The sequence below is a fragment of the Blautia sp. MCC283 genome (assembly GCF_018785565.1).
In the GTDB taxonomy this organism is placed as follows: Bacteria; Bacillota; Clostridia; order Lachnospirales; family Lachnospiraceae; genus Blautia_A.
The window spans coordinates 51,379-65,348 of record NZ_WQQB01000045.1; the positions used below are offsets into that span (position 1 = coordinate 51,379).

Annotated in this window: 11 protein-coding genes and 1 other annotated feature; of the genes, 4 read left to right on the top strand and 7 right to left on the bottom strand. The window is 45.8% G+C overall.

Going from position 1 to position 13,970, the window contains the following annotated elements; all coding sequences use genetic code 11:
- The first annotated feature begins 666 nt into the window (after positions 1-666).
- Positions 667-1,494, top strand: a complete 828-nt coding sequence (locus tag GPK81_RS12890) for an AraC family transcriptional regulator (protein WP_174095929.1) — start codon at positions 667-669, stop codon at positions 1,492-1,494.
- A gap of 149 nt (positions 1,495-1,643) precedes the next feature.
- On the opposite strand, the gene GPK81_RS12895 is transcribed toward GPK81_RS12890, so the two are convergent.
- The 5 genes from GPK81_RS12895 to GPK81_RS12915 form a co-directional block, all read right to left on the bottom strand.
- Positions 1,644-3,242: an ABC1 kinase family protein gene (locus tag GPK81_RS12895; protein WP_021976907.1), complete on the bottom strand. Its 1,599-nt coding sequence runs from the start codon at positions 3,240-3,242 to the stop codon at positions 1,644-1,646.
- A 39-nt stretch (positions 3,243-3,281) separates the two neighbouring features.
- A complete protein-coding gene (locus GPK81_RS12900; RefSeq protein ID WP_180214433.1) occupies positions 3,282-3,719 on the bottom strand; it encodes a hypothetical protein in 438 nt (145 codons plus the stop codon).
- A 55-nt stretch (positions 3,720-3,774) separates the two neighbouring features.
- Complete coding sequence (locus GPK81_RS12905) at positions 3,775-4,155, bottom strand: diacylglycerol kinase family protein (RefSeq protein ID WP_119248327.1); 381 nt, start codon at positions 4,153-4,155, stop codon at positions 3,775-3,777.
- A 174-nt stretch (positions 4,156-4,329) separates the two neighbouring features.
- Positions 4,330-6,645, bottom strand: a complete 2,316-nt coding sequence (locus GPK81_RS12910) for an ABC transporter permease (RefSeq protein ID WP_174088217.1) — start codon at positions 6,643-6,645, stop codon at positions 4,330-4,332.
- Positions 6,646-6,655: 10 nt separating this feature from the next.
- Positions 6,656-7,354 (bottom strand): ABC transporter ATP-binding protein, encoded by a 699-nt coding sequence (locus GPK81_RS12915; RefSeq protein ID WP_215707180.1) that lies wholly within the window; start codon positions 7,352-7,354, stop codon positions 6,656-6,658.
- A gap of 250 nt (positions 7,355-7,604) precedes the next feature.
- Here GPK81_RS12915 and GPK81_RS12920 point away from each other — a divergent pair, with 250 nt between their 5' ends.
- From GPK81_RS12920 to ilvN, 3 genes are all read left to right on the top strand, one after another.
- Positions 7,605-8,888 (top strand): HlyC/CorC family transporter, encoded by a 1,284-nt coding sequence (locus GPK81_RS12920; protein WP_119248332.1) that lies wholly within the window; start codon positions 7,605-7,607, stop codon positions 8,886-8,888.
- Between the two features lie 82 nt (positions 8,889-8,970).
- Positions 8,971-9,212, top strand: a binding site (T-box leader).
- A 100-nt stretch (positions 9,213-9,312) separates the two neighbouring features.
- Positions 9,313-11,031, top strand: coding sequence for a biosynthetic-type acetolactate synthase large subunit (ilvB, locus tag GPK81_RS12925; protein ID WP_174088219.1), 1,719 nt, complete (start codon positions 9,313-9,315; stop codon positions 11,029-11,031).
- 12 nt (positions 11,032-11,043) lie between these two features.
- Complete coding sequence (gene ilvN, locus GPK81_RS12930; protein ID WP_015526065.1) at positions 11,044-11,553, top strand: acetolactate synthase small subunit; 510 nt, start codon at positions 11,044-11,046, stop codon at positions 11,551-11,553.
- 97 nt (positions 11,554-11,650) lie between these two features.
- Here the strand turns inward: ilvN and GPK81_RS12935 are convergent, their stop codons facing one another.
- Both GPK81_RS12935 and GPK81_RS12940 read right to left on the bottom strand, forming a co-directional pair.
- Positions 11,651-12,613: a carbohydrate kinase family protein gene (locus tag GPK81_RS12935; RefSeq protein WP_215707181.1), complete on the bottom strand. Its 963-nt coding sequence runs from the start codon at positions 12,611-12,613 to the stop codon at positions 11,651-11,653.
- Positions 12,597-13,961, bottom strand: a complete 1,365-nt coding sequence (locus GPK81_RS12940; RefSeq protein WP_059086762.1) for an MFS transporter — start codon at positions 13,959-13,961, stop codon at positions 12,597-12,599. Before GPK81_RS12940 ends, GPK81_RS12935 begins: the two co-directional genes overlap by 17 nt.
- Positions 13,962-13,970 lie beyond the last annotated feature (9 nt).

The window sequence follows — 13,970 nt, forward strand, 5'->3', positions numbered from 1 at the left end:
CGATTTACACCCAAGTCGAAAGCGCAGCACCTCGACCCAACATCTCCCGTCAGACCACAGGGAAACTCAGCCTTTCGTCCCGGTCATCCAGCGCAGCGCTGATGACTCATCCAACTTACGGGAAACCACTCTACATCTCACCCTGAACCAGATTTCCACTTCAACCACTCATACCAGACCATCTGATCCCCCTTTTATCCAGTCACTCACATCATCCTATCGGATTTCCCTTCCGTACAGCCACATCTCCCTTCCGGTTGGAAATACCAGCCAGCAAGACGTGTGCTGGCTGGCGCGGCTCTGCAGGAGGGGTGCTGCTTCTTGGCTGGCGGGAATCTGCGTTGTTTTTCAAAAGTTCGCTGTCTGAGCGCAGCGAGTTCGAACTTTTGGAAAACGCTTTTAGCAAATTTTCGGCAGCCTAGAAGACAGCCCCCGACGAAGCCCCGCGCCGGACAGCACACGTCTTGATGGCGTCCGTATATCCGTATATCCATCCCCTCACTCTATCCCTACCTCCTGGAAATACCAGCCCGTATATCCGTCCTCCCCATCCTTGTCCTTCTCACCCCAATATTGTATAATCACCTCATACAACATCCCACCCCATTTTGTGACCCAAAATTGCGTTTTTGTTGCATACCCCAAGAAACCAGGAGGCCCACCCAAATGAAAAACACACACCAAGAACCCCAAACCCAGCACACCCTCTCCGTCTACTTCTGCGGCCAGGAAGACTGCGGCCCCGGCCACTCCTTTGGCCCGGCCATGCGCCCCCACTACCTTCTCCACGTAATCTACCACGGCAAAGGCATCTACCAGTGCGGCGGCCACACCTACCATCTAAAAGCCGGCGACGCCTTCCTCATCCGCCCCATGGACTCCATCTACTACCGCGCCGACAACACCGACCCCTGGAGTTATGCCTGGGCAGGCTTTGACGGCTCCGCCTGCAAAGAAATCCTGGAGCAGACCATATTTTCCGACACCCTCATCTTTACCCCCGAAACCCCAGCCCAGCAAAACAACCTCCTCACCCGCATGACAAACCTCCTTGCCACCTTCTCCGAAAACAACGGAAACGACCTCGCCATCGCCGGAAACCTCCTCCTAATGCTATCCTCCGTGCAAAAAAAGCCCTCTGAAAGCAGAACCGACATCGCAACCCTCTACTTTCAGAAAGCTTCTGAATACATCAAAAACAATTACGCCTACCCCATCCAGATCTCAGACGTGGCACGCTACGTAGGAATCGACCGTTCCTACCTCTACCGGATCTTCATGGAACACGAAAATATCTCCCCAAAACAATATCTCCTGAAACACCGCCTCCAGATGGCAACCCAGCTCCTCTGTTCCTCAACCTGCACCATCACAGAAGCAGCCCTTTCCTGCGGGTTCCGGGACGCCCCATCCTTCTGCAACTACTTCCGCCAGGGCACCGGCTACACCCCGAAAGAATTCCGAAAAACCTACAGCGGAATCATTAACGCATAACCAGACAATACTTCACCATTTCTCAACTGCCCACCAGAAGAATCCACCCCAAAAAATCCGCATCCAAACATCCGGAACATCTCTTCCGGGAACAAAAAAAGACGGCCGCTCAACCTGCATCCGTACCCAATGCAAATGATCTCCGTCTTTCACTTTCTGGAAAAGAAATGCTTAAGAAAAACATACAAAACAATAATAAACGCAAACACATACCCAAAGGCCCCCAAAGCCGGAATCCCCCACAACTTCGGTTTCATATCCGTAGTACAGATGATACTGGAACTGATCAGAAGCGCCATCACCCACAGCCCCATCACAATGTTGCGCACCAGCCGCCGCAAAAGCCATGCCAGGTCATCTGAAGCATGAAGATCCAGATTGATCTTCGTCTGCCCTTTCATGCAGCCCTGAAGGAAATCCGCTGCCAGAGACGGAATATCAATGGCACGCCGAAGGGACCAGACAAGATTTTTGCCACCTTTTTTGATCTCATGCTTCCAGTTCCCATTACTGAAAAACTGCTCCTTGATCCTTGCTGCGGCAATCTGTGTCATATTGATATCCGGACAGATCTCAGCAAGAACCCCCTCCACATGGGTCAGTCCTCTTGCAAGCATGGTCAGTCCATGAGGCATCATGATCTTGTTTTCCTTCATGACCTCCATCAGATCCACCATGACTTCCGCCACATCAATATTTCCCATATCCGCAGTACCATATTTCTCCATCAGTCCCCGGATATCTTCATAAAGCTTACTGGAATCCGGTTTGCCCTTAAACTCACCAAGAGCCAGAACCGCATCCTGGATCTTGCCGATGTTGTTCATGGCAACCCCTTCAATGGCTTCTCCAATCAGCTGACGGTCATGCTCTGTGAGCCGTCCCATCATTCCCATATCGATCCAGACAATCTTTCCTTCCTGGATCCGCACATTTCCCGGATGGGGATCCGCATGGAAAAATCCATCCTCCATGACCTGTTTGATGAAATTATCCACATATTTCGTTCCAATCTCATTAAGGTCATAGCCATTGGCTAGAAGATTGGCTTTGTCATTGATGGCAAAACCGTCAATATATTCCATCACCAGAATATGAGGAGAAATATACTCTCGGTAAAGAATTGGCACTTTAACAAAAGCCACATCTTTATTCTTCTTGGCAAATTCCGCCATGTTGGCAGCTTCTGTCAGGAAATTCATCTCCTCCTGGGTCACTGTCCACAGCTCGCTTAAAACCATGTTCAAGTCCACCATACCCTTGATGCTTACCGGCGGCATCAGACGCACAGCCTTATGCATCAGGCCGATATCCCTTGCCATGGTTTCATAGATTCCCTTACGCTGAACCTTGATCACAACTTCTTCTCCGGTTTTCAGCGTAGCGCGGTGAACCTGGGCAATTGAAGCAGCACCCAGCGGTTTCTGCTCAATATGCTGAAATTCTTCCTGCCACGGACACCCCATGGATTCCTCCAGAACCTCGATGACCTGGGAAAATGGCATGGGTGGTACATCCGAGCAGAGTTTCATCAGCTCATCACAGTATCTCTTGGGAAGAATATCGGAACGCAGGGACATAATCTGACCCAACTTAATATAAGTTGGGCCCAGATCTTCCAGTATGAGCCGGAGCTTCTCAGGCGAAACACCCCGGGTAATGGCATGCTTTTTCAGAACAGCTGTGATCTCTCTCAGCCGTTCTCCATATCCGCTGTTCTCTTTCTTCTCCTGTTCTTCTCCGCCCATAAACTTCTCCATTTACTGCTTTCTTTATGATATTTCTTATTACTCTGCTGCCGGCTCTTCGCTCCCGGCTTCTTCTGTTACCGTTTCTGCCTCCACAGGAGCTTCCGGTGCAGCCTCCTCAACCGGTTCTTCTGCTGCCTCAGAAGCCTCTTCTTTCTCTTTTGCTGCCTCAGCCTGCATGCTCTCGATCTGTGCTTTCACAGCTGCCAGCTGCTCCGGTGTCAGTTTGGAAATCGTTGCTTTCAGCTCTTCCTGATCGTTCTTTCTGGCTGCAGATTCTTTTACAGAATCAGCGGCTGTCTTAACTGTTGATTTGATGTTGTGTTTCAGTTCCTGATTAAGAACCTTACCCTGCTCAACAGTAAGCTCGCCTTTTTTAACCAGCTCGTCCAGGATCTCCTTGGATTTCTCTGCTGTTACTGCTGCTGTACCAATTCCTACTAATAAGATTTTCTTCAGTCCTTCACCTAATTCCATAATAATTCTCCTTTCCTAAAAACGGCCACTGCCGTTCCATGTACCTGATCGATTTCTACCATATTCCCAGAAAAACAAGCCCTTTCGGAACAAAAATGATCAGCCCGACAATCGCTGCCATGATCGCTGCGATCAGTACTGCTCCGGCTGCTGTGTCCTTGGCGATCTTTGCCAGAGGGTGACGTTCTTCTGTCACAAGATCTACCACAGCTTCCACTGCCGTATTTACCAGTTCCAGCGCCATCACCATTCCGAACAGTCCCAGGCAGATACACCACTCCGTCACGGAAATTCCAAGGATCAGCCCTGCGATCACCACAAGAACTGCCACCGTACAGTGGATCTTCATATTTCTTTCCTGGCGGATACAGGTAAAAATTCCCTGAAACGCATAACCGAAACTTTTATATAACGGGTCCTTTTTTCTGCCTGCCATGTTCCTCACCTGATTTCCTGTGTGAATGATCCCCTCCATTGGGAATTATGGAATTATTATAACAAGTTTGCAGGAATATTTCCAGTATTTCAGAAAATTTATGAATATTTAAGGAGTATATGCGGTTATTCACAGACAACTTTCAACCACATATACTCCCGATCTTATCCTATATTATTCCACATTTTTCAGTGCTTCATCCATAGGCACATGACGGATTCTCCGAAATTCCAGCACTGCTACCACTGCATAAGTCGCGATTCCGATTGCCATCATTTTTACATAGATCATCGGATCCACCCACATAGTAATCCAGCCTGAGATGCTGGAAAGCATCATCTCGCGGAACAGAACTTCCATGATCTGCCGCTCAATAGGAAGGCTTAACAGCAGGCAGATCACCACCACAAGAGAAGTGGAAAGTATATACAGCCGGCTGATTTCGCCATCGGTATAGCCGAGAATCTTTGTCATAGATATCGCCTGGGCATTTTTTTCAATAATGACTTTGGAAAGCAGATAGATCACCACCAGGAAAATGATCACGGAAAATCCATACATCATTCCCATCATATCTCCCATGGAAACATCCAGCTGTCTGGATATTTTTGTAAGAGATTCCAGGTCGATGACAGAACCGATATATTTTGAATCGATATCCTTGATCTCCGTATTGGAAAAATATCCGCCAAAATAATCATCTCCCAGGTCAAACACCTCATTCAGTTTATCCCGCTCCATAAATACGCAGAGACTTGCGGTGTAATCATAAATCCCGTCTACTTTAAAGGAATATTCATCCTTCTCGTATTTTTCCTTCAAAATTATAGTATCGCCCTCTTTGATCCGGAATTTATCTGCATAGGCACTGGAAATATATACCCCGTCCCCGGAAAGATCTGCATGGATATACTGGCTTTCCGGCTCCACACCATAGAGAACGATCTCCTCGCTTTTATATTTGCCTGGCATGGTATTCAGGGAATAGGCGGAAAATTTTTCCGCATCTTTATTGTCCGTTCTGGTATCCATATAATATTCCAGAAGGGAAATCATGCCATCCAGCTTGTTTCCTGAAGAAACACTTGCCGGAACGCTCAGCATATACTGATATTTCGCCAGCATGTTCTCCTGGATCTCCAGCTGATAATGATCCAGCGCAGACGGCAGGAGCATTCCGAAAAACAGCAGCAGATTGGCAAAAATAACGCCCACAAACAACACCAGATAATTGCTGACATTCTGAAAGATCACACGAAGGCGGAATCTGGAAAAGATTCCGATCTTCGGGCTTAAATACATGGCGCGTTTCTGTTTTTTTCCGGAAAAATCCCTTCGCAGGAATTTAAGGGGTGAAAGCTGCAGACGGTACCGGAGCACTGCATAGTTGATCAGGATCATAATGATAACCGGCACTACCGTTGTCAGAAGAAACGCCTCCGCATTCCATATGGTCACATAAGTTGGCAGGCTATAACTTCCGTAATACATTCCCGCACATACACCCTTAAACACAGTATAGCCAAGGATGTTTCCAATCAGGGCCCCTATCAGGGTTACCAGCACCGGGAGGGTCATATAGTGAAGGATCAGTTCCCGCCTGGTATAACCGGATGCCCGTAAAGTACCGATAACACCGGCTTCTTTTCGGATGGTATTGCTGATGGTGATTCCAAACACAAAAGCCATAATCACGATCACAATATAGAGAAGCATAACGACCATCGCCTTGTCTCCGCCCATATCGTCACCCGTAAAAATAATCGCCTGGTTAAGATAACGCGGGACAAAAGTCTCCAGGTTTACTACTTTTCCAATGTCTTCCATGAGATCCTCAGAAACTTCTTTCTCTTCTTTTTCGTCTACCGGCTGCTGGTCATAGATCCATGCATAATTGTACTGGAGCTTTTCCTGATCCAGAGTTTCAAATTCTTCCGGAGTTACGATTCCCACGCCGAATTTTACAGAATCAAACATGGAATCGTTATTATTCTGAAACAGGGCACTGTAATCCGAAAGTGCCACCAGACCTGTGATCTTCCAGAACTTTTTGCCCCTGGTGAGGGTATCCCCTACCTGAAGGCTGTTGTTATCCGCATACATACGGTCAATGGCGATCTCCCCCTGACCGGATGGCATTTCCCCCTTCATGAGGCAGACCTTGTTCACCTGCTCCCGGTTCTTAAAGAAACGCATGGTACTTCCGTTATCCAACGCTTCTTCTATATAATAGTTCTCGTAAAGTTTGACACCGGCTGCCTCAATGTCTTTCCACTGAGATCTGTAAACTTTTTCCGCAGTACGGAAATTTCCGTTTTCGATGTTATATTTGTCAAAACTTTCGTCATAGGCTTTCAGCATGCTTCCGTCAGCCACCAGGAAGCCGGACACAAACCCGATTGTCAGGACCATCAGCAGAAAAACCACCAAATATTTTCCAAATTCCCCCTTCAGTTCCCTGGGGATCCGTTTACGCAAAGGACTCTTCATGCCTGCCTCCTTACCATTCCAAGTCTGCAGCCGGAATCTTCTGCTCATTCTGATAGTTTCTGCGGATCATACCGTCACGAAGTTTCACCACACGGTCTGCCATATCCTTGATGGCGTCGTTGTGGGTAACCATAACTATGGTGTTTCCGTATTTATGATTGACGGTTTCGATCAGTTTCAGGATTTCCTTGGAGGTATTATAATCCAGCGCACCGGTAGGCTCGTCACAGAGCAGGATATCCGGATTTTTTACAATGGCCCGTCCAATAGCTGTTCGCTGCTGCTGACCTCCGGAAAGCTGATTGGAAAGCTTTCTCTGATGCTCATAAAGTCCCAGGGTATGAAGCAATTCATCCACATCCAGAGGTCTGTCACTTAAGTAGGCTCCCACTTCAATATTTTCCCGTACCGTCAGATTGGGAATCAGATTATACATCTGGAAAATGTATCCCAGATGTTTTCTGCGGTAAAGCGAAAGTTTCTTTTCTTTCATATCTTCCAGGCGCTCCCCCTGAATGGTGATACTGCCTGCATCTGCTCCGTCAATGCCGCCGATGATATTTAACAGTGTGGATTTTCCGGAACCGGATGGTCCCAGAAGCACACAGAATTCTCCTTTTTCAATCTCCAGATCGATCCCCTTCAGGACATCCACACGGCTTTCTCCTGCCCCGAAGGATTTTTTGATCCCTTTTATCTCCAGAAACATATCGTTCTCCTTCCATTTCAACCTATTTTTCCGGCATCATATTTCCGCAGCCACCAGAAAATACTGATAAATACATGTTAGTTTAGACTCACTATTTTGTCAAGAAGCTGTCGTATTTTCGTACATTTTTTGGAGGATTTCTGTCTCCTTACACCACTTGCCAAAAGGCCGAAAAACGTATATAATGTGGGAGTATCTGTATATTTTTAACCAAATAAATCTTATTTTTTTAAAGGAGTGAATATTGAAAGTGGACCCCAGCGACACTTACCAGATAATCATATTACTTATTCTGCTGGCATTGTCAGCCTTTTTCTCATCTAACGAAACCGCGCTGATGTCGGTAAACCGGATCCGTCTCCGCTCTCTTGCAGACGAGGGCAACAAACGTGCATCCATGGCTCTTGACATTCTGGAAGATCAGATGCCAAAACTTCTCAGTGCGATTCTCATCGGAAACAACATTGTGAACATTTCGGCTTCTTCCCTTGCAACAACACTTGCATACAGTTTTGGCGGATACATGGTCAGCATCGTGACATTGATCCTTACTGTCCTGATCCTGATCTTCGGCGAGATCACCCCAAAGAACTACGCAACCATAAACGCGGAAAAGATCACTCTCCGTTATATCCCGATTTTTAAATTTCTCATGACTATTATGACGCCGGTGATTTTTATCATCAATCTCTTTTCCAGAGGTGTGATGCGCCTTATGCGTGTGGACCCGGATGCTGCCAGCAAGGCCATGACTGAGGAAGAGCTCCGTACCATCGTGGATGTGAGCCATGAGGACGGTGTCATTGAATCCGATGAGAAAGAAATGATCTACAATGTGTTTGATCTTGGAGATGCCACAGCCAAGGATATCATGGTGCCGAGAGTCCATGTTACTTTTGCAGACGTGGAATCCACCTATGATGAGCTGATCGAGATTTTCCGTGAAGACAAATTCACCCGTCTCCCGGTTTACAAAGACAGCCAGAATAATATCGTGGGAATTATCAATATGAAGGATCTTCTCCTCTATGACAAAAATGAAGAATTTGTCATTGACCGTTTCTTGCGGAAACCGCATTTCACTTATGAGACAAAAAGCATTTCCGATCTTCTTGTAGAAATGAAGGATTCCACCTTCAACATTGCTATTGTCCTGGATGAGTACGGTGATATGGCCGGACTTATTACACTGGAGGATATCCTGGAGGAAATCGTCGGCGAGATCCATGACGAGTACGACGAGAAAGAGGACGAACTTGTCCAGAAAATTTCCGACCGTGAATATATCATCGAGGGTTCCATGCACCTGGACGATGTGAACGATCACCTGAATACAGAACTGGATTCTGAGGATTACGATTCCCTTGGCGGATTTATCATCGAACACCTGGACCGCCTGCCTGTTGCCGGTGATGAAGTGATCACAGAGGAAGGCATCCGTCTGATCGTGGAAAAACTGGATAAGAACCGCATTGAGAAAGTGCATGTTTATCTTCCGGAAACGCTTCATGTAAGCGATCATGAATCCGAATAGAACCATTATCGGAACTGTCTATTTCTGATTGACAGTTCCGATATTTTATATTATAATAATCTAAAATTTTTATTCATATTTACTAAATGCAATGACAGGGAGTAGTACATAGTTTCCGGATGCACAGAGAGAAGATGGCCGGTGAGAATCTTCGTGACAGTACTATGGAAGTAGCCCTCGAGCAGTGGACTGAACCATGAATTTTCATGCAGTAGGCTTCAACGTCATTCCCACGTTACAGGGAAGCAGTATAATTTTGTACTGGCAGAGAGCAGAGTTTTACCTCTGAAAACAGGTGGTACCGCGGAATCATCCGTCCTGAGCATATTTTATCCGATATGCCGGGACTTTTTTATTGGAAAAATTTCTCGCGGCAGCCCTTATCTGCTTAACTTTTCACATCATCAAAGGAGGGAACCAATTCATGAAACAGATTTCCGGAAACAAATTGCTTGTAAAAGCCTTAAAAGAAGAAGGCGTTGATGTTCTGTTCGGCTATCCTGGTGCCTGCACCATCGATATCAGCGATGAATTATATAAACAGAGCGGCATTGACATCATCCTGCCACGTCACGAACAGGCCCTTGTACACGAAGCAGATGCCTATGCCAGAACTACCGGAAAGGTTGGCGTATGTCTCGTTACCAGCGGTCCCGGAGCTACCAACCTTGTTACAGGTCTTGCAACTGCCAACTATGACAGTGTTCCGCTTGTATGCTTTACCGGACAGGTTGCCCGTCACCTCATCGGAAACGATGCGTTCCAGGAGGTTGATATTGTCGGGATCACCAGAAGCATCACAAAATACGGTGTTACCGTCCGCAACCGTGAGGATCTTGGACGTATCATCAAGGAAGCTTTCTATATCGCACGCACCGGACGCCCAGGCCCGGTTCTCATCGACCTTCCAAAGGATGTAATGGCCGAGCTGGGAAGTGCTGAGTATCCGAAGACTGTCAATATCCGCGGCTACAAGCCCAACACCAGCGTGCATATCGGACAGCTGAAGCGTGCCCTCAAAATGCTGCAGAAGGCCAAAAAACCTCTGTTTCTTGCTGGCGGCGGTGTGATCATTTCCCGCGCGCAGGAGATTTTTACCCAGGTTGTTGAGAAAACTCAGATCCCGGTTGTCACAACCGTTATGGGACGTGGCGCCATTTCCACAAAGAACCCTCTGTTTATCGGAAATCTTGGTATGCACGGCGCTTATGCCGCAAATATGGCAGTAAATGAATGCGATCTTCTGTTTTCCATCGGAACCCGTTTTAACGACCGTATCACAGGCAAGCTCCATGAATTTGCCCCACATGCACAGATTGTCCACATTGATATTGATACTGCTTCCATTTCCAGAAATATTCATGTAGATATCCCCATCGTTGCCGATGCAAAAGAGGCCATCACAAAAATGGATGAATATGTACAGGAGTGCAACACTGAAAAATGGCTGAAACAGATCCAGGAATGGAAAGAAGAACATCCTCTTACCATGAAAGACCGTGGTATTATGGGACCGCTGGATATCATCGGCGAGATCAACCGCCAGTTTGACAAAGCCATTCTTGTTACCGATGTAGGACAGCATCAGATGCTGGTAAGCCAGTATGCAGACATCACTGAGAACCGTCAGCTGATCATGTCCGGCGGACTTGGAACCATGGGTTACGGCCTTCCGGGTGCCATCGGTGCCAAGATCGGCAATCCGGACACACCGGTCATCTCCGTTTCCGGTGACGGCGGCATGCAGATGAACATTCAGGAGCTGGCTACCGCAGTTCTGGAGGAACTTCCGATCATCTGCTGTATCTTTAATAATGAATATCTTGGAATGGTCCGCCAGTGGCAGAAGCTTTTCTACGGAAAACGCTACGCCATGACAAACTTAAAAGCCGGTGCACTCTCCCGCCGTACAGACGGACAGGAATATCCGGAATACACACCGGATTTCATCCGTCTCGCAGAGAGCTATGGGGCAAAAGGTATCCGCGTAACTGAAAAGGATCAGATCGCGGCTGCTTTCGAAGAGGCTAAGAAGAATACAAAAACTCCTACGATCATCGAATTTATCATTGATCCGGAGGAAATGGTTTACCCGATGGTTAAGCCGGGCGGTACTCTGGCTGATCTGATCATGGATTGTTAGGAGGAATGAATGATGGATAAAGGAATGAAAAAAAGATGGATCTCTCTCTACGTTGAAAACCAGGTCGGTGTTCTTTCCAAGATTTCTGGTCTTTTCTCCGGAAAGTCCTATAACCTGGACAGTCTTACTGTTGGAACCACCGAGGACCCCACAGTTTCCAGAATGACCATCGCCACAGTCAGCGATGATGAGACTTTTGAGCAGATCAAAAAACAGCTGAACCGTATGATCGAAGTTATCAAGGTCATTGATTTTACAGATGTATTTGTTCGAATGAAGGAGATCCTTTACATCAAGGTAAAAGGCTGCTCCCCGGAAGACAAAGTGGAACTTTTCCAGATCGCTGAGACCTTCAAAGCCCGTGTCATCGACTACGGAAAAGACAGCCTTCTCCTGGAATTTGTCCAGACCGCAACCAAAAACGACGCAGTTATCAAACTGATCAAAGAAGAGTTCAAACACATCGAAGTTGTCCGCGGCGGAAGTGTCGGAATTGAGTCCATCAGTATGATGGAGAGATAAAAGCGGAATAATACTCCGACAGAAAAACACGGGGCTGATGCTTTAACGATTAATAAATCGTGATTTTTACAGCCCCGAGTTTGTTCATATACATTCATTATTTCTGCATAAATTCAAGCGCTGCCTCTTTCGTCGGAATCGCAGGGATTCCGCCTCTCTTTTGCACACACAATCCAGCAACTGCATTTCCCAAAACAGCACACTTTTTGATTTCTTCCCATTCCATTTTTTCAACATTCTTATTCATAGAAAGGATACTGCATAATACGCCTCCCCAGAATGAATCACCTGCCCCAGTCGTGTCGACCGCATGTGTCTGAAATGCTTTGATGATTTCTTTTCTGCTTTTTGTTGCCATAAGAACGCCCTGTTCTCCCAATGTAATGGCAACCAGCTTTGGTCCCATGGCAAGGAGTTGATCTGCAGCCTGCTCATAACTTTTCGCCTCTGTCAACAGAATACTCTCTTCATCCGATACCTTCATGACATCTACCAATTCTATGACAGATCTCATTTTTTTCACTGCATACTCTTTGCTCTTCCAAAGAGACGAGCGATAATTTGGATCATAGGAAATAAGTACACCCGCTGCTTTTGCCATTTTTACCGCTTCGATCGTTGTACTTTCTGCCGGTTCATCTGTCAACGATAATGATCCAAAATGAAAAACTCTACAACCTGAAATTAATGTCTGATCCAGTTCTTCTTTTTTTAACTGTGTATCTGCACCCGGTTTTCTTGCAAAAGAAAATTCCCGTTCTCCATTTTCACCGATTTCCACAAATGCCAACGTTGTAAAATAACCCGGGTCTTCAACAATAGCATCTGTATTGATTCCTTCCTTTTGCAATGTCTTCTTTAAAAATTTACCATGCATATCGTTTCCAACTTTTCCAATAAAAGATGTGCGATACCCAAAGTGGCTTGCAACGGTTAGAAGATTTGCCGGAGCACCGCCGGGATTCTGTTCGAACAATTTCCTCCCATCCTGACTATGTCCTGCTTCCGTAAAATCAATCAGCAATTCTCCCAATGCCACGATATCAACTTTTTCTTCCATTTTTTAGTTCCTCTACAATCTCGTTATAACGTTTTTTATTTAACCGGTAGAAAAATAATACAACCGCAGTCACAATCCACAGTACACCCGGAATCGTCGTAAATGCATGTTTCATAATTGAAAGTACAATTGCATTTTGTGTCTGATTTGCAATATAACCATATTTTCCAAGTAATCCTGCTAAAAGTGCTGTTCCAACTGCCATTCCGATTTTATTTCCAAGTGAAATAAATGCATACTGAAAACCGTCATTTCTAAGTCCGGTTTTCCACTCCCCATATTCCACACAGTCTGGAATAATTGCATAGATTGCGGTATTAAATCCAGAGAAGAAAAACTGTGTGAGACCAGATAATGCATAAAAAATAGCTGGTGATTCTTTGGCATTGAAGAAAAACATAGACAACATGGAAATTCCTGTAAATAAAGCAAAGAGAGATGCTGTTCTTCCTTTGTTATTCAACTTGCGGAATAATGGTTGAAAACAGGCTGCCCCGATGATAGAAGGAATAATAATGCACATCGAATAAGTTGTGTAGTAGGAGGCATTCCCTTCCACATATGTAAAATAATACAGAATATCTGCGTTTCTACCATATAATGTAAATCCAAATAATATCTGTCCTGCCAATGCAAGAAGATATGGTCTGTTCTGCATGACTGCTTTCAACTGTATCTTTACAGAAATTTTTTCTTTTTCCGGAGTAATCACTGCCTCTTTCGTCTTCGCAAAGCAGAAGAAATGACAGGCTGTAAAAATACATCCATATATGACCGCAACCGTCAGATATCCTGTCTTTGCACTGTGACTGCCGAATTTGCTGAGCAGCGGAACTGTGATAATATTTAACACACCAATTGCAATCATCGCTGCAACCGAACGGGATGTATTTATTTTTGCACGTTCATCAATATCCTGTGTCATAGCACCACACAAGGTTCCATATGGAATATTCACACAGGTATACCCCAAAACCAGCAGACAATATGTAATTACCATATAAATGATCTTTCCATTCTGCGGCCAGTCAGGTCTTGCCCAGAATGTCATAACAAGAAGAATCGCTGTAATTGGTGCCGCTACTAACAGCCATGGACGGTACCGTCCCCATCTCGATTTTGTTTTATCCGTAAGTCCCCCGACGATTGGATCATTGATCGCATCCCAGAATCTTGAAAAAAGCATAAGTGCTGACACAGCCGCCATACTGATTCCGAACACGTCTGTATAAAATATCATCAGAAAATTACTGACGAACATCCAGCTGAAATTACATCCGACATCACCAAAACCATATGCAATCTTACTGATCAGCGGTACTTTTCCATTTTTGTTTTCGCTTCCCATATGCCCCTC